Source organism: Acinetobacter sp. IK23 (assembly GCF_035615275.1).
Classification (GTDB): Bacteria; Pseudomonadota; Gammaproteobacteria; order Pseudomonadales; family Moraxellaceae; genus Acinetobacter; species Acinetobacter seifertii.
Genome location: NZ_JANBNX010000023.1, coordinates 1 through 21,368 on the forward strand (window position 1 = coordinate 1; position 21,368 = coordinate 21,368).

Annotated in this window: 17 protein-coding genes; 8 read left to right on the forward strand and 9 right to left on the reverse strand. The window is 39.3% G+C overall.

Annotated features, from left to right (window positions below):
- Positions 1-314: 314 nt before the first annotated feature.
- Positions 315-2,513 (forward strand): OsmC domain/YcaO domain-containing protein, encoded by a 2,199-nt coding sequence (locus MSG95_RS14230; RefSeq protein WP_077166128.1) that lies wholly within the window; start codon positions 315-317, stop codon positions 2,511-2,513.
- Between the two features lie 63 nt (positions 2,514-2,576).
- On the opposite strand, the gene MSG95_RS14235 is transcribed toward MSG95_RS14230, so the two are convergent.
- The 4 genes from MSG95_RS14235 to MSG95_RS14250 form a co-directional block, all read right to left on the reverse strand.
- Positions 2,577-4,247, reverse strand: a complete 1,671-nt coding sequence (locus MSG95_RS14235; RefSeq protein ID WP_077166129.1) for a GMC family oxidoreductase — start codon at positions 4,245-4,247, stop codon at positions 2,577-2,579.
- Positions 4,248-4,274: 27 nt separating this feature from the next.
- Positions 4,275-5,168 carry an alpha/beta hydrolase gene (locus MSG95_RS14240; protein WP_077166130.1) on the reverse strand — a complete coding sequence of 298 codons (894 nt, stop codon included), beginning with the start codon at positions 5,166-5,168 and terminating at the stop codon, positions 4,275-4,277.
- Between the two features lie 72 nt (positions 5,169-5,240).
- Positions 5,241-6,095 (reverse strand): SDR family NAD(P)-dependent oxidoreductase, encoded by an 855-nt coding sequence (locus MSG95_RS14245; RefSeq protein WP_017386380.1) that lies wholly within the window; start codon positions 6,093-6,095, stop codon positions 5,241-5,243.
- Between the two features lie 44 nt (positions 6,096-6,139).
- The gene (locus MSG95_RS14250) at positions 6,140-7,627 is read right to left on the reverse strand and encodes an NAD(P)/FAD-dependent oxidoreductase (RefSeq protein ID WP_324645094.1); all 1,488 of its coding nucleotides are present in this window, start codon (positions 7,625-7,627) and stop codon (positions 6,140-6,142) included.
- Positions 7,628-7,761: 134 nt separating this feature from the next.
- On the opposite strand from MSG95_RS14250, the gene MSG95_RS14255 reads away from it, so the two are divergent.
- Positions 7,762-8,775: an AraC family transcriptional regulator gene (locus tag MSG95_RS14255; RefSeq protein WP_077166132.1), complete on the forward strand. Its 1,014-nt coding sequence runs from the start codon at positions 7,762-7,764 to the stop codon at positions 8,773-8,775.
- Between the two features lie 8 nt (positions 8,776-8,783).
- On the opposite strand, the gene MSG95_RS14260 is transcribed toward MSG95_RS14255, so the two are convergent.
- The 4 genes from MSG95_RS14260 to MSG95_RS14275 all read right to left on the reverse strand — a co-directional run bounded on the left by MSG95_RS14260 (position 8,784) and on the right by MSG95_RS14275 (position 13,172).
- On the reverse strand, positions 8,784-9,659 hold the full coding sequence (locus MSG95_RS14260) for a class I SAM-dependent methyltransferase (protein ID WP_077166133.1): 876 nt from the start codon (positions 9,657-9,659) through the stop codon (positions 8,784-8,786).
- A 111-nt stretch (positions 9,660-9,770) separates the two neighbouring features.
- A complete protein-coding gene (locus MSG95_RS14265) occupies positions 9,771-11,294 on the reverse strand; it encodes a flavin-containing monooxygenase (protein WP_077166134.1) in 1,524 nt (507 codons plus the stop codon).
- A 22-nt stretch (positions 11,295-11,316) separates the two neighbouring features.
- Positions 11,317-12,150, reverse strand: a complete 834-nt coding sequence (locus tag MSG95_RS14270; protein ID WP_004702815.1) for an SDR family NAD(P)-dependent oxidoreductase — start codon at positions 12,148-12,150, stop codon at positions 11,317-11,319.
- A gap of 62 nt (positions 12,151-12,212) precedes the next feature.
- On the reverse strand, positions 12,213-13,172 hold the full coding sequence (locus MSG95_RS14275) for a metal-dependent hydrolase (protein ID WP_077166135.1): 960 nt from the start codon (positions 13,170-13,172) through the stop codon (positions 12,213-12,215).
- Positions 13,173-13,698: 526 nt separating this feature from the next.
- On the opposite strand from MSG95_RS14275, the gene MSG95_RS14280 reads away from it, so the two are divergent.
- Positions 13,699-14,322 carry a TetR/AcrR family transcriptional regulator gene (locus tag MSG95_RS14280; protein WP_004702811.1) on the forward strand — a complete coding sequence of 208 codons (624 nt, stop codon included), beginning with the start codon at positions 13,699-13,701 and terminating at the stop codon, positions 14,320-14,322.
- A 58-nt stretch (positions 14,323-14,380) separates the two neighbouring features.
- On the opposite strand, the gene MSG95_RS14285 is transcribed toward MSG95_RS14280, so the two are convergent.
- On the reverse strand, positions 14,381-15,103 hold the full coding sequence (locus MSG95_RS14285; RefSeq protein WP_000459995.1) for a pirin family protein: 723 nt from the start codon (positions 15,101-15,103) through the stop codon (positions 14,381-14,383).
- A gap of 555 nt (positions 15,104-15,658) precedes the next feature.
- Here MSG95_RS14285 and MSG95_RS14290 point away from each other — a divergent pair.
- The 5 genes from MSG95_RS14290 (at position 15,659) to MSG95_RS14310 (ending at position 21,284) form a co-directional block, all read left to right on the forward strand.
- Complete coding sequence (locus tag MSG95_RS14290) at positions 15,659-16,576, forward strand: metal-dependent hydrolase (protein WP_223861106.1); 918 nt, start codon at positions 15,659-15,661, stop codon at positions 16,574-16,576.
- Positions 16,577-16,641: 65 nt separating this feature from the next.
- Positions 16,642-17,472 carry an SDR family NAD(P)-dependent oxidoreductase gene (locus tag MSG95_RS14295; protein WP_004702805.1) on the forward strand — a complete coding sequence of 277 codons (831 nt, stop codon included), beginning with the start codon at positions 16,642-16,644 and terminating at the stop codon, positions 17,470-17,472.
- A gap of 23 nt (positions 17,473-17,495) precedes the next feature.
- Positions 17,496-19,046: a flavin-containing monooxygenase gene (locus MSG95_RS14300; protein WP_077166136.1), complete on the forward strand. Its 1,551-nt coding sequence runs from the start codon at positions 17,496-17,498 to the stop codon at positions 19,044-19,046.
- Positions 19,047-19,414: 368 nt separating this feature from the next.
- Entirely contained in the window at positions 19,415-19,642 is a 228-nt protein-coding gene (locus MSG95_RS14305) for a hypothetical protein (RefSeq protein ID WP_004702801.1), read from the forward strand.
- A gap of 322 nt (positions 19,643-19,964) precedes the next feature.
- Positions 19,965-21,284, forward strand: a complete 1,320-nt coding sequence (locus MSG95_RS14310) for an NCS2 family permease (protein WP_324645096.1) — start codon at positions 19,965-19,967, stop codon at positions 21,282-21,284.
- Positions 21,285-21,368: the final 84 nt, after the last annotated feature.

The window sequence follows — 21,368 nt, forward strand, 5'->3', positions numbered from 1 at the left end:
GAAATTCATGCGCGTGTGGCAGTTCTGAATAGATTTACGGAATTAGGTAGACCTCGCACCCAAGTTGTGTCTTAAATTTGAATGGATTGGGGAGAACTCAGCTTTTGAATGTTTATGCAACAAAGCCTATCAACTGCACAAAATCCCTCTATAATACTGCCAATCTTATTAAAGCCAATTGAGTCGTTCATTAAACACATGGCTTTAATCTCTCATTTTTTTTAAGTCAATTTCTTCGCTGTGATTCGGCTTATTTTTCAATATTTAGAATTTTATGTGTCTGTGCTGACACATAAAAATATTTAGGTGCCAGCATGGAAATCAAGGTTAATTATCTCGACAATCTTCGACAGGAAGCTAAGTTCGATGACTTTACGGTAATTGCCGATCAACCAATTCGCTACAAGGGGGACGGTTCGGCACCGGGCCCATTTGACTATTTTTTAGCATCATCAGCATTGTGCGCAGCGTACTTTGTAAAAGTGTATTGTGCCGCTCGAGATATCCCAACCGATAATATTCGTTTATCGCAAAATAATATTGTTGATCCTGAAAACCGCTATAAGCAAACCTTTAAAATTCAAATTGAATTACCAGCTGATATTTCAGAGAAAGATCGCCAAGGGATTTTACGTTCGATTGACCGTTGTACTGTTAAAAAAGTGATTCAAACGGGTCCCGAATTTATTATTGAAGAAGTTGAAAGCATTGATGCAGATGCACAAGCATTGTTATTGCCGAGCTTAACTTCAGAAAGCCATACCTATATTCAAGGTAAAGACCTGCCATTAGAAGAAACCATTGCCAATATGTCTGCCATTTTGGCAAATTTAGGCATGAAGATTGAAATCGCATCTTGGCGTAATATTGTCCCGAATGTATGGTCATTACACATTCGTGATGCACAGTCTCCGATGTGCTTTACAAATGGTAAAGGCGCAACTAAAGAAAGTGCTTTAGCGTCTGCATTAGGCGAGTTTATTGAGCGTTTAAACTGTAACTTCTTCTATAACGACCAGTTCTGGGGTGAAGAAATTGCCAATGCTGAATTTGTGCATTATCCAGATGAAAAATGGTTTAAACCGGGTCCAAATGGTGAATTACCTAAAGAAATCTTAGATGAATACTGTCTTGAGATTTACAACCCAGATGATGAGTTGCTTGGCACACATTTATATGATACCAACTCAGGCAACGTAGAGCGCGGCATTTGCTCGCTACCTTTTGTACGCCAGTCTGACGATGAAGTTGTATATTTCCCATCAAATTTAATTGAAAACTTGTACTTAAGTAATGGTATGAGTGCAGGTAATACTTTGGCAGAAGCCCAAGTTCAATGCTTGTCAGAAATTTTTGAACGTGCTGTTAAACGTGAAATTTTAGAAGGTGAAATTGCACTTCCAGATGTTCCTGAAGATGTATTAGCAAAATACCCAAGTATTGTTGCTGGTATTAAAGGTCTAGAAGAGCAAGGTTTCCCTGTATTAGTTAAAGATGCATCACTAGGTGGCCAGTTCCCTGTAATGTGTGTGACTTTAATGAACCCTCGTACGGGTGGGGTATTTGCGTCTTTCGGTGCGCATCCAAGTTTTGAAGTTGCGTTGGAACGTAGTCTGACTGAATTACTTCAGGGCCGTAGTTTTGAAGGCCTAAATGATTTACCTCAACCGACTTTCCAAAGTAATGCGGTCACAGAACCGAACAATTTTGTTGAGCACTTTATTGACTCAAGCGGTTTGGTATCTTGGCGCTTCTTTAGTTCTAAATCTGACTATGACTTTGTTGAATGGGATTTTTCTGGCGAAGGCGAAGAGTCGAATGCAGAAGAAGCTGCAACATTGTTCGGCATTCTCGAAGAGATGGGCAAAGAAGTGTATATGGCAGTCTATGAGCATTTAGGTGCGACTGCTTGCCGTATTTTAGTACCGGATTACTCAGAAATTTATCTCGTTGAAGATTTGATTTGGGACAATACCAATAAAGCACTTTCATTCCGTGAAGATATTCTAAATCTACATCGTTTGGATGATGAACAGCTTGAGGCGTTGGTTGAACGCTTAGAGGAATGTGAGCTAGACGATTACACTGAAATCACCACACTTATTGGTGTCGAATTTGATGATAATACAGTTTGGGGTCAACTCACTATCTTAGAATTGAAATTGCTAATTTATGTTGCTTTACAACAGTTTGAAGAAGCAAAAGAGCTTGTCGAAACTTACTTGCAATATAACACCAACACCGTTGAGCGTGGCTTGTTCTATCAGTGCATGAACGTGGTGCTTGAAGTGATGTTAGATGAAGAACTCGAGCTTGAAGATTACCTGACTAATTTCCGCCGTATGTTTGGTGATATGCGTATGGATGCTGTACTAGGTTCTGTCGATGGTAGCGTTCGTTTCTATGGTTTAACACCAACAAGCATGAAACTAGAAGGACTTGATCGCCATTTACGTCTGATCGAGAGCTATAAAAAATTGCATGCAGCTCGTGCTAAAGCCGTAGCGATGTAATTTAAAAAGCGAAAGAAAAAAGCCTATTTTTAAATAGGCTTTTTTATAAAACAAATTTCTATTTTAAGCAGAAGCTTTGGTGATCTCTATGGTTACTGCATCTACTCTGTGATCTTGCTGCTCATCCAAAGTATGTTTAGCTGGAATATAAGACATTGCGCGTTCTGCAAGAGCTGTAATGGTGAGACTTGGGTTAACGCCTAAATTGGCACCTAACATTGAACCATCTACAACGTATAAGTTTTTATAGTTAAAGACACGGTTTTGTCCATCTACCACGCCACGCTCTGGACTTGAAGCAATTGCGCAACCACCCATACAGTGGGCTGTAAAAGGTACATTAAACAAAATTTCGGTAATGGTCGTCATTGGGTGGCCATTAAACATTTTGGCAACTTTTTCGGTAAATGCATTGGCCTGCGGAATATACACAGGTAGCTTTTTACCTTCGCTCGATAACACCTTGCCAAAAGGCCAGAACCAATTACGTTTCAAACGCATGTTAATGGAGGCATCTGCTGTTTGCATCACCAAGAAAATTAAAGTCTGACGTGCAAAACTGACAGGATTACTCATGCGAAGGAAAATAAATGGATGGCAAATAAGTGCCCATAACCAAAAAAAGATACGCGTCCAACCTGGTTTACCTTTAGCCATGTAAGTACACATGAGGCCCATGGCATCTGAACCAGTTTGGTAACGAGTCGCTTCAATGTGAGTGTCATGGTCAAGGTAAATACTTGAACCAATGGCAACACCTTTGCTCATGTCGACATCTTTACCAAAAAAGCGAACGCCTAAAATCGACTCAGCATTAGTACGAACCCGATTGCCTAAATCATCAGAAATATTTGGTAGTGAGCCAGCCTGTTTTAAACGGAACAACATCTCTTGCGTACCCAAAGAAGATGCCGAGAAAATCACGTTACGAACACGCCATGTACGGCGCTGCTTGTTAAACCATGAACTTGAACATTCAGTCGTAACTTCATAGCCATCGCTGCCATCGGCTTTACCATTGAGTGGTTTAACGTCAACAACTTTGGTTTCTTCGTAAACCTGGGCACCATTTTTTTCGGCAAAATACAAATAGTTTTTATCTAAGGTGTTTTTTGCGTTGTGTTTGCAACCTGTCATACAGCCGCCACATGCGGTACAGGTTCCGCGGTCTGGACCTTCGCCGTTAAAGTACGGGTCAGGGTAGGTCTTGCCACCTTGTTCACCTTCGGGTGGAAAAAACGTTGCAACACGAGTCGGTTTAAATGTATGCCCAACCCCAACTGCATCGCCCATTTTTTTAAGCATGTGGTCTGCAGGACCGAAAATTTTATTATCAGTCACCCCAAGCATACGTTCGGCTTCAGCATAATGCTGTGGCATTTCATTTTTCCAGTCCGCCGCATCTGCCCAAGTGCCTTCATCCCAAATATGTTCAGGTGGAACCAGTAGGGTATTGGCGTAGGTGATTGAGCCGCCGCCTACAGCATTACCGCAAATAATGGTGACATGGCGAAAAAAACGCATGTTGAAATAACCAAAAAGTTTCATGCCCGGGCGCCAAATCCAGCGACGGGTATTCCAGTTATTTTTAGCAAAATCTTTAGCTTCCCAGCGTCGCCCCATTTCCATTACAGCAACAGAGTAGCCCTTTTCGGTGAGACGGCAAGCAGAAACACTACCACCAAAGCCTGAACCAATAATGAGGTAATCATAGTCATAATTGTTTGTTGTCATGCCGAGGACTCCTCTCTGGCGATATTTTTATATTGACTGTGTATGTTTATCAATGAATTGCCCAATGCGCTCAATCGAGTCATTAGATTCATTTAGTATACCTGCGTGGAATTGAAAAACATGTCCGACTCGGTCATAAACCTTCAAGTTCGTCGGAATACCATACTTTTCGGTTTGTTTAGCGAGCCGTTTTGCATCGTCTAATAAGACTTCTTCGGTACCGACATGAATTAAAACAGGTGGTAATCCCGTTAAATCAGCATAAAGTGGGGAACAGGTTAGGTCGGTTGTCGATTTTTGTCCGCAATAGTTTTTTGCACACCAAGCTAACCAGTCTTCTGACAGCATTGCATCTTGAGCAGCATGAGTTTTCATGGTGCTTCCAGAGAGGCTTAAGTCAACCCAAGGTGAAAGTAAAACTAATGCTGCTGGTAATGGTAACCCTGCGTCCCGTATCGCAATTGCAGTACTTAAACTCAGTCCGCCGCCAGCAGAATCACCCGCAATTACGAGTTTTTTCGGGTCTTGTCCTTGGGTAAGTAAAGCTTTATAGACTGCAACTACATCTTCAATAGCCGCAGGGCTTGGGTGCTCTGGGGCTAGGCGATATTCAGCTAACCAGACTTGTGCTTGAGCGACATGTCCAATTTGAGCAGCAAGCTTAGTGTGACTTTTTGAGCTACCCACCACATAGCCACCACCATGTAAATACAAGATACCAAGCCCTGATTGAGTCGTTTTGGGCTGAATGTGAACTGTCGGTACTTGAGCAATTGTTTGCTTTTTTGTTTTATAGCCACGTGGCCCAAGCACAATTACACTGGCTGCATCGCTACAAAAACGTTGTAGCTTTAGTGGTGTTTTAGGGGATAAAGCTGGACGTAGCGTGGTACGAATAGTCCATGCAAGAAGCTGCTTCATAATAAGGACTCATACTAAGCATTTAATGTCAGTCAGCATCTCTTAAAATCAAGAGAATGCTGACCACTGTTTTTATTTTGCTGATTTGTTGAGTAGGCGAGTTTGCAAGGCAGTCGCAGTTGCAAAAATCTTTTGGTAACCCTGTGGAAGAATACGCTGAATCACATCAACGGCTTTCGCATCGGCTCCAATGAGTAAGCGGCGACGGTCTTTACGCACAGCTTCTAAAATTTGTTGAGCGGCATCGTCAGCAGGGGTGCGAAGTAATTTATCGAAAGCATCCTGACTTTTTAAAGGATCCATTCCTAAAGACTGGACGCTATTATTCATGCGGGCAGCTTTGGCAATATTGGTACGGATACCACCCGGATGCACACAGGTCGCACTCACTCCAGCATTTTGTAGATCGAGTTCTTGGCGCAATGATTCAGTAAAGCCACGAACGGCAAATTTACTGGCGTTATAAGCACTTTGAGTCGGTTGAGCTGTTAAGCCGAACATACTGGAAATATTAATAATATGCCCATCACCACTTTGCTTTAAGTAAGGCAAAAATTCTTTAGTGCCATAAACCACGCCCCAAAAATTAATCCCAATCAGCCATTCAAGGTCTTCGTAGCTCACACCTTCAGCCGTACTCCCTATTGCGACCCCAGCATTATTAAAAATCAGGTTAACTTGGCCATGTTCATCTACAACTGCCTTTGCCCAAGTGGCAACTTCATCACGCTTAGCTACATCAACTTTTTGTGTAGTTACTTTGACTGAATAAGGCGTTAACAGCTCGACTGTTTTAGCTAATCCAGCTTCACTAATATCGGAAAGAGCCAGATGGCATCCTTGTTTTGCGAGAGCAATGGCAAGTGCTTGTCCAATACCTGAGCCAGCACCTGTCACAGCTGCGACTTTATTTTTAAAAGACTTCATAAAATTCTCCGTTTATTTTTCTCATTTCCTATGGTGAAGCTTGTTTAAGAAATAGCCGAAACCTGAGTGTAGTTTTCAACATCGAATCGGCGAGTACGTTGTCGATATTCAAGGGTAAAACCCGGCCAGTTATTGGTATTTTTACCATCCGCAGTTTGATACCAACTGGTACAACCTTGTGCCCAGACAGTTTTTTTCATTTTTTCTTGAATGCTTTGATTAAACTCATGTTGAACTTCTGCACGAACATTGGTGAACAGAAGTTTGTTTTGTAGGGTTGTTTGAATGGCATCTAAAATATAATTCACTTGGCTTTCAATCATATAGACAATTGAGTTGTGCCCAAGATTGGTGTTTGGACCATAAAGCATAAAGAAGTTTGGAAAGCCGCTTACAGTTAAACCGAGATAAGCTTCTGCACCATCTTTCCATGTGTCTTTTAAGGTGCGGCCATCAAGACCTGTAATCTGCATGGGTGCCATAAACTCTGTTGCGGCAAAGCCCGTACCATAAATAATGGTGTCGACTTCACGCGGATTTCCTTCAGTATCTAAAATACCGTTTTCAGTAATTTCTTGAATGCCAGTATTAATGACATCGACATGAGGCTGAGTCAGCGTTTCATACCAGTGATTAGAGATTAAGATACGTTTACAACCAATTGGATAGTCCGGCATTAAGCGGTGGCGCAACTTCCCATCTTTAACGACTTTACGGATGTGGCGCTGGAATAAATATTCCACCAAAGGCATTTCATTAAGTGAAGTTGTAAAAGCAAGTAGGCGAATTTCATGATGACCATATTGCAAAGCACGGTCCAGACTTTGCAAAATAGGTAATTTACGGAAAGCCTTTTTTTCTAAAGGTTGGTAAACCCGATCTGGTTTTGGAATCACGTAAGGTGCAGAACGTTGATAAACGTCTAGATGTGCTACTTGTTTAGCAATTTCAGGTACAAACTGAATTGCGCTTGCACCTGTACCGATCACTGCAACACGTTTGCCAGTTAAGTCATAATCATGATCCCAACGCGCTGAGTGAAATGCCTTACCTTTAAAGTTTTCAATGCCTTTAAGTTTTGGATAGGCAGGGCGGTTGAGTTGGCCTACCGCACCCACTAAGAATTCAGCTTCGAACTGTTCACCCGTTGTACTTTGGATGTGCCATACACCTTGCAGCGCATCAAATTCGGCACTGGCTATTTCAGTATTAAATTGAACATGCGGGCGAATGTCATATTTATCGGCACAGTGACGTAAATATTGATAAATCTCTTGAGATCTACCATAGCGATTTTTCCAGCCAAGTTCTTGCTCAAAAGAAAAAGAATAAAGATGAGAAGGCACATCGCATGCAGCGCCCGGATACGTATTGTCACGCCATACGCCACCAACATCGCTAGCTTTTTCAAAGAGAGTAAATTGTTCAAAACCTGCTTGTTTGAGACGAATGGCAAGGCCTAGACCACCAAAGCCAGTGCCAATAATGGCGATGCGTACATTTTTATTTGAATTAGTAGACGAATTAAACATGGGCTGCTCTAAATCCTTAAAAACAGTGAGCGAAAAATCGCAATTTCCTGTATGCAGAATAGACGTTTATTTGCTTGATTTAGAGGATGGATGAGGACAAAATATTGTGATTCGAGGACATTCTGAGCAATACAGTGAAGTATGCATGGGCTTTTGAACGCAGTGTACATAGTGTTCGGTTAATGGCTGATTTTGCGGTGGAATCAGGTATTTCTTATCAGACGATTTTAAAAGGGACTGGGCTTAGCCAACAACAATTACTCGACCCAAATATGGTGGTGAAAGGCCATCAGGAATTACAGCTCATTCAAAACTTGGTTGAGCAACTAGGAGACAGGCCCACATTAGGCTTAGAAGTAGGTACACGCTATCATTTCACCACATTTGGGTCATTAGGTATGGCTCTGATGAGTAGTGCTAGCATTCGTGAAGCACTAGATTTGGCTTTAACCTATTTTACTTTAACTTTTGCGTTTACCCGCTTTGATGTATCCGATACACCACAGGGCGTCCGCATTGAAATTGATGAGCAAGATATTCCCTTATCAGTTCGTCAATTCATTATTGAACGAGACGCTGCTGCGCTCATTACGGTACAACGAGATTTGGTGCAGGACAATTTTTGCCAGTATTTGGCTTTTTCTTTTCAACCCAAAGGTGATGTTCAGCCTTATCAAGACTTATTTGGCGTAATACCAGCATTTGGCTCAGCTAAAAGTTTTGTAATTCTGGATCCTCAAAAAGTAGATCAAAAGCTACTTATGGCAAATGATTTGGTGCTACATACAGCCGAAGAACAATGCCGTCAAATATTAGAGAAACGCCAATCACAAAATAAATTTACAACCTTGGTGCAACAGCAACTTATGAATGTGCGAGGGAAAATACCTTCTATGGAAATAGTCGCTGACCGATTGCATTTAAATGTTCGTACTTTACGCCGTCATTTGGCATTAGAGGGAATGACTTTTATTCAAATTCGTGAAGAGGTTAGACAGGTCTTAGCAGAGCAATATTTGGCATTACCCAAAACTTCGGTTGAACAGATTGCCGAGTGGCTAGGCTATGCAGAACCTGCCAGTTTTATTCATGCTTATAAAAGATGGCATGGGAAAACACCTCATGCCATGCGGCTTAACAACCAATAAAAATATCTTTATTTCTTCAAACGTAGATGCAGTAAGCGTGTTGCCGATGTATGGCGTATATTGTCTGCGCGATTATAAAAATAACGTTCAGTAATAGCTTCACCAGATAGGTCTTCTACGACTTCAAAACCCATTTTTTCAACGGCCTGATGCAAATCTGAGGGTTTAAATTGGCCTAATAAAGGTTCTTTCAGTAAATGGGTAAACTGTGCAACGCCCATACTTCCAAGTCGCTCAATACCCTTTAATTCCTGAAAATCAGTTGAATAATCGAGTACTAGTTCACTACCGTTTGTAGCAAATTTGGCAATACTTTTTAAAGTTTGCAGGGTTGTTTCGGGGGTTAAATAATGAGTGGTGCCTAACCATGAAAAAAATGCAGGAGCAGATGAATTATAGACACTTCTAGTCAGAGCTTCTGAAATAGATTCTTTTTCAAAGTTAATGGCAACAAATTCAATCGTGGAGGGGAGTTTGCCTAGCTTTTTGAGCTTGGCTTGTTTAGTCGCTTGAGTATCTGGATGATCGACTTCAAAAATTTTTAACGTTGGATAATGCTGTGACTCACGTAGTATAAAAGAGTCTAGACCCGCCCCAACCAAAACATATTGCTCAATATTGTGTTGAACTGCCTGATCCAGTAAATCTTCGGCATAACGAGAGCGACCGACCACTTGCCCAGTAAGTAAACCTAAAGTACGATTTAAAACCGAAGAATTCATCACTTTAGCAATCAGTGGGTTAGAGAGTAGTTTTTTCCAGCCTTTACTCGTTAGTTCAAAAGCATAGGGATCTGAAAATACAGGGTTCGTCGTATTTTTAAAGTGATTTGCGCGTAAGGCAGCAGCAGCTTCGGCAGTACGGCTTGATTGACCTTCTTTCATCTTTAACCTGTTCTTTTATTTCTTGAAGATTCAATGAAGAAAGCAGTGTATTTTATAAAAAACAAAAATACACTGCTCATTCCTAACAACGGATTTGGTCAAAATTACAAGTTAATGTGTTTTTGACGTTTGATATGTGACTTCATAATCTTTTAAATCTAGATTTTTCAAACGTTGTTTTAGCTTTTTCAATGACCACGGCCATGCGGCAAAGTTGCGACCGTTGGCATCAAGGTAATAACTCTTACAGCCACCGCTATTAAATACCGTTGTTTGTAAGTGCTTTTGCACCAAGTCGTTGTGCTTTTTAATTACATCAGACTTAACGTTTAACTTGCTAATTCCTTTATTTTTAATTTTCAATAAGCCATCTACGATATAGTCGAGTTGTGCTTCTGCCAAACCAATAAAAGAGTCATAGACAAGTACGTTAGGACCTAAAATTAAAAATGCATTTGGCACATTTTCAATGTTGGTTCCTAAGTAAGCTTCTGGTGAAGTGTTTTTCCATAAATCATTTAAACGTTGTCCTTTTTCATTAAACACACGTTTACCGATAGGTGGGTGCGATACTTCAAAACCTGTACCCCAAATAATCACATCAACTTCGTGGCGCTCACCATTTGCAGCAATAACAGTATTGCCTTCAACTTTTACTAAACCATGAGGAATCAGAGTCGTGTTTGGTGCTTGTAGTGCAGGGTAGTAATTGTTAGCAAACAAAATACGTTTACAGCCAATATCAAAATTAGGCGTTACGTTTTTGCGTAATTCAGGGTCTGCAATTTGAAGTTTAAGTAATTGCTTACCCAATACATTGACTGGTTTTAGAGCAAGTGGATTACGTAAACCAAAGTTAATTGCATTCAACGTTAGCGCTACACTTTTACGCCAGCTCGCTTGAATAGACGGATATTTAGCAATGACGGATTTACTCAACTCGCCCAAGTCGGTATCTGGTTTTGGCAGCACCCAAGGAGCTGTACGTTGGAACACAAACAGCTCTTTTGCTTTAGGTTGAATTTGTGGCACAAATTGGATGGCAGATGCACCCGTACCAATCACGGCAATGCGTTTACCAGTTAAGTCATAATCATGATTCCATTTCGCTGAATGGAACATTTCACCTGTAAATGTTTCTAAGCCTTCAAGACGTGGAATTTGAGCTTCAGTAATTGGACCTGTGGCAAAAATAACGGTTTTAGATAAATATTGACCAGTAGTGGTATCAAGTACCCATACATGACGTGAGTCATCCCACGCTGCGTTAAGCAACTCGTTGTTAAACTCGATTTTAGATGTAACATTAAATTCGTTACTCACATCTTCCAGATAACTTAAAATTTCTGGTTGACGCGCAAATAAATGGCTCCATTTTGCACTTGGGGCAAATGAGTACGAGTAAAGAGCAGAAGGTACATCACACCCACAACCTGGGTAGGTATTTTCACGCCAAGTACCACCTACACGTCCTGCTTTTTCAATAATTTTGTAGTTGGTATAGCCAACTTGGTCGAGACGAATCGCTGTGGCAATACCTGAAATGCCAGCGCCCACAATAAAAGTATCGAAAATATGCTGAGGTGAATTGACAGCTTTTTTTGCTGATGCATTTGTTTTCATTTGAGCAGTCATATGTGTACTACCTATAAATTTCTTATTTAAATAATTTGTAAGACGTACCAAGGAACTTGGTATACAAGCTTGGAGATGCGCGTTTCATGAGCCAGAATAACTTCGCATCGATTTGAGGAATGGTATAAAGCTCATCCTGATCAAGACGGTTAAGGGTGAGTTTGGCGACGTCATCACTTGTGGTGAGTGCATAGTTCATAAGTGCATGGTCTGCAAGCTTCGAATAACGACCCGGAATACGACCATTTTTAATGATATTGGTGGGAACTAAAGTTGGGCAGAGTACATTGACTTTAATATTAAACTTACGCAGTTCGGCCGAAAGTGTTTCAGATAGCGCACGTACACCCGCTTTCGTTACGTTATACGCGGTCATTTCTGGAGCAGCAGTGTAAGATGCCGCCGAAGCCACATTAATAATTGCGCCGTAACCTAACTTTTTAAACTTTGGTACAAAAGCATGACAACCATGAATAACACCCCAAAGGTTAATGTTCATGACCCAGTTCCAGTCTTCTAGACTGAGTTCGTCAAACTTGCCACCCAAACCCACTCCTGCATTATTAATGACAAGAGTTACAGGGTGCCCAAGCAAAATTTCAGCAGTTTCAGCTAAATGATTTACTTGTTCTGCATTACCCACATCACAACGCATAGCAAAAGCTTTTGCGCCTTCTTGTTCAAGAAGCTTTACGGTTTCTTCTGCGGCTTCTAAATTAATATCTGCACATACTACGCTGCCACCACGTTTTGCCAGTTCAATTGCAAAACTCCGACCAATTCCGCTACCTGCACCCGTCACGACGGCATAAGCTTTTTGGCTTGGTTTAACTCTCTTTTTGCCAAATAAAATCATGATTCATCCCGAAATAGATTTAAGGAAAACCAGCCATTGAGTAGTGACTGGTTACAAGCCAATTAAGACATGCGTACAGGAGGGGTAAATTCCTTCACAAAGTAAGGTGCAATTGCACCGCCTTCGCTTAGTAATTTGTTTTTGTAATATTCTAGATATTCAGTCGTATCATGATCATTTGGGTGGAAATCAGGGCGTAAGTAGTCAAGAATTTGACTAATGGTGCTACCAAATACGCCATCTTTTGGACCAAAAATAAGTCCTACACCACGGCGAGCATCTTTCCAGAATTTTCTAGTCAACATTTCCTGTGGCTTTCTTAAAACCGGAATAAACAAGGTAGTTGCTGGGATTAAACCTAAAATAGTGAACAAAGCTAAGAAGAAGCCAGAAGCTCGTAATGGGTAGCTACCATTAAGTAATTGATAAACATCGTAGGCAATATCTTTATGCTCGGATTCTTCAAGCATATGCCACATCCATAACGCACGGCTTTTCGCATCGTCCGAATAGTAAAAGTTCTTCTCGTGCTTCATCATGTATTCAGCAAGTACAGCCGTAAAATGCTCAATACCAGCCATCATCGATAATTTCAGTGGTTGCGGGAATTTTAAAAACACATATTTGAAGAAGTTCTCGCCCAAGAAACGATATAAATCGACAGGGTACTCAACATCTTTAAGCGCATCGTTATATTCATTGTGCAATTTTGAATGGATGGCTTCTTGACCAATGAGGGAGGTAACGCGTTGCTTTAACACGGGGTCTTGAATAAATTCGCGGTGGTGACGAGCAGTTTCAATCACCAAATCTTCACCATAGGTTAGAAATACTGAAAGCGTAGCAAAAAAAATCGTCGCAAATTGATTGTCCATATAGAATCTGACATCAATTTCCTTTCCATCAAAACCAATATTTAAATGACGGATTGGGATAGATTTTTTACTGGCAAAATCTGGTAACTCGATTTCACGGTAAAATTTAATTTTGTTTAGTGATTTTTTAACTGTGGTCGAGATCATGGCGACACCTTCAGATCAATCAGTGATAGTGCGATATTGCTGAAAACCAAAAAGCTTTGATTTCCAACAGGGCACTGTAAATTCCATTTTCAAAAAGCAGTTTTCTCTGCTTACTGAGTACGGTGATGTTGCTCCGTTATTTGTTTGATTATTTGACTGAATAACGGAAAAAGAGGCGAACTTGATAAAATGAATCAACCTCTTTTTAGATTTTTTCATGTTAATCTGAGTTTATGTTCGGATTCAATTCGGGTAACTTTTCAATTTATTTAAGCTCAAACCTAATGTATAAATAAAATAAAAAATTAGTTTAAAATTTTATTAATACATTGATTTTTATTTGAATATTTTAATTTCTTTTAAAAGTAATTTCCTAATAATAAGAGAACTCATAACTATGTTTAGCCATACCTCTAAAGAAATTACTTCATGAAGTTTGACAAGTATTCGGATTTTGTTTTTTTATTAGGGTAGGGCTAAATTACATGCTAACCTGAGCTTATGTTCGGATTATTTATAAGAAAATATGTCTACGCGAAAACCCCGTCAGGCACGAGCCAAAGTCACTGTTGATACTATTATTGAAGCAGGTTTTATTGCCGTAGCATTGCATGGACCAAGTGGTACCACTACACGTCATATTGCAGAAATTGCAGGTGTGAGTGTTGGGTCACTTTATGAGTATTTTAAAAATAAAGAAGAAATTTATGATGCGATGAATCACTACTTTGTGAGTGAAATTCTCGATATGATTAAAGAGTTAACTCCTACAATTCTAGAGTTGGAGTTAGAGCCTGTTATCGAAATGATCTTTTATACATTTAGTGATTTATTAAAGAAGAATAATGACCGTTACTTAACCGTTTTACGTTATGCAGGTGAGTTGCAATACGACAAATATATTCCAAAAATTGAACAGGCTTTAATGGAAGTCATCATGAAATATATGATGCATAATCCAAAATATTTAAAAATTAATAACTTACCTGTCATTACTTACATTTGTATAAATAGCGGTATTTTTAACGTAGCAAGACATCTTATTTTACCTAACCCATTTATTAGTTTTGATGAAATGGTGCAAGGGTTAACCACTATGATCATGAGTTATATCAATACTGAAATGGCACGCTCGGAAGAACATTCATAGTTTTTAATTTCAATATATAAAAAAACACCTACATATAACTATGCAGGTGTTTTGTTGATTATGGCATGGTTGGAACTTCTTCTGGACGCATATCAAAAATCAGAATTTCAGCATTATCACCATTAGTAAATGATAACTTGCCTCCATCACGAATTCGCGCAGCATCACCCGTGTTAAAGGTTTTACCGTTTACATCAATACGGCCTTTTGCCACATGTAGGTAAACATAACGTCCTTCTGGAATTGCAAACTCTGCTGTTTCTTCGCCGTCAAAAAGACCAGAATAAATATTAATGTCTTGTTTGATCGACAAAGTTTTTTCGCCACCTTTTGGTGAAATCATCAAGTGCAATTTACCGCGTTTGTCTTCCTCAGAAATATGCAATTGTTGATAGCCCGGTGTAGTGTTCACTTCGTTTGGAACAACCCAAATTTGCAAGAAGTGCACGTTTTCTTGTGCAGAGTGGTTAAATTCACTATGAGCAACACCACGTCCTGCGCTCATTAATTGAATATCACCAGGCACAATCACCGAACCTGTACCCATTGAATCTTTATGTTCTAACGCACCTTCAAGCACATAAGAAATAATTTCCATGTTGCGGTGAGGGTGAGTACCAAAACCTTTCGATGGAGCAACAGTATCGTCATTAATCACAAGCAAATCTGAAAAACCTACTTGTTTCGGGTCCCAATAATTTGCAAATGAAAACGTGTGTTTTGACTGTAACCAGCCATGATGTGCTGCACCACGCTCATGAGATAAACGCATATCAAACATGATTTATTATCCTCATTCAATTTTTTTCTCTGAATGCAGTTTATCGTTTTTATTTATGCAATGAAGCTCTAAAAACAGAAAGCTTGGTGTGATTTTTGGAACGCTGAAGTATTAAAATGATTTATTTGGAAAATAGGCATAATATTTCATTTATTATCTTTTTAAGCCATCTTTTTGTCATTTTAGGACAAGTGTCCTTTATTTAAATTATTATGAATAATATTAGCTTATATAAGTTGTTTGAAATAATCAAAAAATATTTAAATTGGCAAAAAGTTTCAAAGTGGGTTGGCTTTTTTTGTCCTTGTTCGAGTAATGCATCAAGCGCACTATTTAACCTGATTTGGTGAATTTAACCTCGCTTAAGTTCATAAAACATGGCAAGGCAGATGTATTCGAGCAAATTTTTGTTCTGGAGCAGTTAAAGATTGCAAGAAATAATTTAAAGACAACTTTACCTGTTTGATTCGACGCTGCCTTGTATTTAACAAATTTTATAGGGTGTCAAAAATGGTCGCTCAAGCTATCCGAAATATTATTTCTCCTAAATCAGTTATGGCTCAGTATCAAAAGATAGACTTTTCAAATAAAGGATCTATCCCAATCCGCCATCTAAATATCGGATTTGATGGCAAAGAAATTGATATCGAGTTTTACGTCAACAATCAGTTTGCAACTTTGTTCTTTGCAACGCTTTCGGTTTTTTTGACCTATGGTGAAGATTTGGTGATTGAAACAGCCCGTCATCACCGCGAATTTATTCAAGACCCAATTTTAAAACAGCGTGTTACTTCTCTTATTGGTCAAGAGGCCATCCATTCAAAATTGCATAATGAATTCAATGATGCAATTAAAGAGCTGGAATATCCGGTCGATTTATATCGTTTCTTAGGTGAAAACTTCTTTAAATATGTGTTTTTAAAATTCCCACAGCCATTAAAGCTTTCACTTATGGCAGGCATTGAGCACTTTACGGCAGTTCTCGCTGAATACATGATGAAGCATGAAAAGAACTTTTATTATACCGATGATGCGAAAAGCCGAGCGTTATGGATGTGGCATATGCTTGAAGAGTCTGAGCACAAAGATATTGCTTATGATGTCTATCAGGTTTTGAACGGTAACTATCCATTGCGTGCAACCGGTTTTCTAATGGCTTTCATTACCATTTTAGGGCTTATTCCAACCGCAACATTATTTGTGCCTGTACTGCGTAAGCCACAAGAAATGCTGACCAGAAAATTCTGGAAAGATGCACGTCGTGGCGTCAACTTAATTTTTAGTCCAAAAGATGGCGTATTCGGTAGCACCGTTGGCCAGATTCTGGATTATTTACGTCCAAGCTTTCATCCAAATGATCATGACACAACTCAATACCTTGAGTACTACAAAAAGAAATTACTTAACGAGGGCGGTGCAATTGCACCTTACTTTGTGAAGGAATTTACTCCCCCAGTTCGTGCAGTTTCATAAGGCTGTTGGTCACGGCAGTAATACCCAAATTACTGTCGTCTCCCTAAAATTTTTTAGGATTTACTATGATTCTATTTGGTAAGAAAGACCAGCCTAGCCGAAACGCATATGCTGTTGTGACAGGGGCAGGTAGTGGAATTGGCCGTAGCTTTGCACTTGAATTGGCAAAACGCGGTGGCAACGTGGTATGTGCGGATATTAATTTAGAAGCTGCTGAAGAAACCGTAAAGTTAGTTGAACAGCTTGGACAAAAAGCTTTTGCAGTCAAGTGCGATGTTGGACAAGCAGAACAAGTACAGGTTTTGGCTGATCAAGCAGAGCAATTATTAGAGCATCCGGTAACACTGATTATTAATAATGCTGGCGTAGGTCTAGGCGGCAAATTTGATGAAATGAGCTTGGAGGACTGGAAGTGGTGTATGCACGTAAACCTATGGGGCGTTATCCATGGTTGTCATGCATTTGTGCCAAAGCTCAAAAAATTAGGTTACGGCGCAATTATTAATGTGGCTTCTGCCGCGTCTTATACTGCAGCGCCAGAAATGAGTGTCTATAACGTAACGAAAGCGGGTGTATTGGCATTATCAGAAACCCTTTCAGCTGAGCTTCGCAAATTCAATATTAAAGTGAATGTGCTGTGCCCGACTTTGGTTCCGACCAATATCATTAAAAATGGTCGTATTCCAGGGCGCTATTCAAAACTTGCAGATCATGCACTCATGAATTATGCCATGACCACCAGTGATGCAGTTGCAACGTTAACATTGAACCGATTAGATCGAGGGCAGCTCTATACTACGCCACAGATCGATGCCAAATTATTCTGGCTTATGAAAAGAACGTCTCCAACTCTATATGCAAAGTTCCTTGGGCTTTCGTATCAGCTATTTAAATAAAATTTTGTATAGGCAGAAAAATTATGGTCACTAAACCTAGAACAAATACACGCACACGTAAAACCCAAGAAGTTGCACATGTTTATGACACTTTTATTGTCGGTGCAGGTATTTCTGGCTTAGCTGCAGCAATTAAGCTAAACGAAGCAGGCTTAACCAATTTTAAAATTATTGAGAAAGCGGGCCGCGTCGGTGGTACTTGGCGTGAAAATACCTATCCGGGTTGTGGTTGTGATGTTCCATCATCGCTTTATTCTTACTCCTTTGCGCCTAGTGCAAAATGGAGTCACTTATTTGCACGCCAACCGGAAATCTTAAGTTACTTAGAAGATGTAAGCCGTGACTTTGATATTGAGTCTTTAATTGAATTCAATACCGAACTATTAAATGCAGAATGGGACAGTCTAGAAAATGTCTGGAAACTCGAGACAAGCTCTGGTTTGTATATCGCTAAAACAGTCCTATTCGCTACTGGTCCAATTACTGAAGCTCAGATACCACGCCTTGAGGGTTTAGATACTTTTACTGGTGAAATGTTCCATTCAGCGAAATGGAACCATGATTATGACTTAACTGGTAAACGCATTGCCGTGATTGGTACTGGTGCATCTGCCATCCAGTTTGTGCCACAGATTCAACCTAAAGCAAAAGAGCTATTTGTGTTCCAACGTACAGCACCTTGGGTACTGCCAAAACCAGATACCGACTTGGGTGAGTTAAGTAAATCCGTCATTGCTAAATATCCAGCTATTCAAGCGACTTGGCGACAGACTGTGGCGGGTACTTTAAATGTCATTAATTTTGGCTTACGCAATCCAAAAGCTTTAAAGCCTGTCAATTTTGCTGCGAAACAACTATTAAAGTTGCAAATTAAAGATCCGGTTCTACGTCAAAACGTAACACCTAATTTTGATATTGGCTGTAAACGTATTTTATTTGCTAACAATTACTACCCTGCACTACAAGCACCAAACACGACTCTGATTCCTCATGGTTTAGTAAAAGTTGAAGGCAATACGGTGGTTGCTGCCAATGGTGAACGCCACGAAGTTGATGTGATTATTTGGGGCACTGGTTTCGAGGTATCTCATCCTCCAATTGGTAAACGCGTACACAATGAGCAAGGGCAATGTTTGGCTGATCTTTGGAAAGACTCTTCACCAGAAGCTTACTTAGGTACCAATATTGAAAATGTGCCGAATGCATTTCTTATGCTAGGACCTAATGTGTTGGTTTACGACTCCTTTATTGGTCTTGCTGAAGCGCAATTGCAATATATTGTTGATGGTTTGCTACAAATGAAGGCAAAGGGTATTGCTAAACTTTCCGTTAAGTCAGAAGTGATTAAAAAGCATAATGAGCTTGTACAAAAACATCTGCAAACCACTGTATTTAATAGTGGCGGATGTAAAAGTTACTATCTCGATGCTAATGGCCGTAATTTTGCCGCATGGCCATGGTCTTTGAAAAAACTTAGACAGCGTTTAAAACATTTAAAGCTAGAAGAATATGAAGTGGTGTATGAGGCTGATTTGATAAAGGCAAAACCTAAAGTTGAAGAAATTGTCGGTTAATTAATTTATAAAAGCCCATTTTGATTGATTGAAATGGGCTTTTTATTATCTGGGAATTGAATAAATAAATTAAAATTCAATCAATAATATAGTGAAGTTAAATTGAAAAATAAATTTAAATATACTTAAAAATAAAAGAGGGAAAGCAGTGTATATAAGTTTTTAATAAAAAAATATAGTGATTTTTAAAAATGAATTTTTAAGTGAAAAGTTTCATTTTTAAGCTTTTTTAAAATTGTAAATTAGAAAACATTTTTTATATCAATAGCTTGAGTGATTGGTAATTATTGTAAATAAATGTGAAAGTATTCACAAACTGGTTATTTTTTGTTAAGATCATTAACATTAAAAACATAGAGATAATAATAATGATCAATAAAGTATTAATAGTGTTGTGTGTGAGTATCGTGTTTGTATTAGGGTATTGGGCGTATTTAGATAGCCAAAATAAAAAACACCAAGAACTTATGCGAATTATTCAAGAAGCAGAAAAAAACTTGCAAACGATTGAGCGAAATCCTAATCGTGTTAGTCATAGCAATTTAGCTTCTTATACTTTGCAAAACTATCTCAGTGATAAAAAAGTTTTTTTCTAGTCAAAACTGTTGTTGTAATTTGCTTTAAAAAGACTGTCATTGGTCATATCTTTTCATAAATTTTGATCATGTTGCGATTGAATCTGTTAAACTTATTTAACGTATAGTAAAAAAGCTGCATAGGGGTTATGCAGCTTTTTTGTGTTTCAAGAGGGGCTGTGTCTATTTTCTATGTATGAAATCAAAATTCAAATGAGTGGCATATTTGTTGCTTCATCTATTTGAGGTTTTTGTTTAGAGATCTGATCAGAAAAACAAGATTGCTCAGATACCTACATAGAAGTACATATTCCACAGCTCAGATTTTGCATAGAGGCTACTTATGGCGGCGCCCAATTCTTCGGCAGGCTGGTTAGAGCGTTTATTTAAGTTAAGCGACAATAAAACCACGTTTCGAACAGAAGTTCTTGCTGGTGTAACTACGTTTTTAACGATGTGTTACATCATCATTGTCAATCCACTCATTTTATCTGAAACCGGCATGGATCATGGCGCCGTATTCGTTGCAACCTGTTTGGCTGCAGCAATCGGTTGTTTAGTGATGGGTATTATTGCCAATTATCCAATTGCATTGGCACCGGGCATGGGGCTTAACGCTTATTTTACCTATTCGGTATGTATGGGCATGGGAGTGCCATGGCAGACGGCTTTAGCAGCTGTTTTTGTTTCAGGAATTGTCTTTCTTGCTATTAGCTTCTTTAAAGTTCGTGAAGCGATTGTCAATGCAATTCCAATGTCGCTTAAATTTGCGATAGGCGCGGGTATTGGTTTATTCCTTGCACTTATTGCGCTAAAAAATGCCGGCATTATTGTTGCCAATCAAGCGACATTGGTAGGTTTGGGTGATATTAAACAACCTACAGTGTTGTTGGCTTTATTTGGATTTTTATTGATTGTAGTTTTACATCAGCTTAAAGTTCGCGGTGCCATCATTATTAGTATTTTAGTCGTTACAGCTATTGCGACTGCTTTAGGCTTGAATCAATTTAAAGGTGTAGTAGGTCAAATCCCTTCAATTGCACCAACATTCATGCAAATGGACTTTAAAGGCCTATTTACTGCAAGTATGGTTGGTGTGATCTTCGTATTCTTCATTGTTGACTTGTTTGACAGTACGGGTACTTTGGTTGGCGTTTCACACCGTGCTGGCCTTTTAAAAGATGGTAAATTACCACGTTTGAAAAAAGCATTATTTGCTGACTCTACGGCTATTGTTGCTGGTGCTGCATTAGGTACTTCATCAACTACGCCATATATCGAATCAGCTTCAGGTGTAGCGGCAGGTGGGCGTACTGGTTTAACTGCAGTCGTTGTTGCTGTTTTATTTATCTGCTGTTTATTTTTAGCTCCTCTTGCTCAATCTGTGCCAGGTTTTGCAACAGCCCCAGCTTTATTATTTATCGGTGTACTTATGATCCAAGGGATCACGCACATTGATTGGGATGATATTACAGAAGCTGTTCCAGCCTTTTTAACGATTGTATTTATGCCATTTGCGTACTCAATTGCAGATGGTATTGCAATGGGCTTTATCAGCTATGCATTAGTTAAACTATTCACAGGTAAGGCAAAAACTGTTCCATACATGGTGTGGATTATTGCTGCTCTTTGGGTATTTAAATTTATCGCTTTTGGCGGTTAATACGATTTTTTATAATTTCCTTCTAGAACTATATTTCGTAATCGTTATATAAGAAGGAAGTTATCGAAGGGTGTGTTACCACAC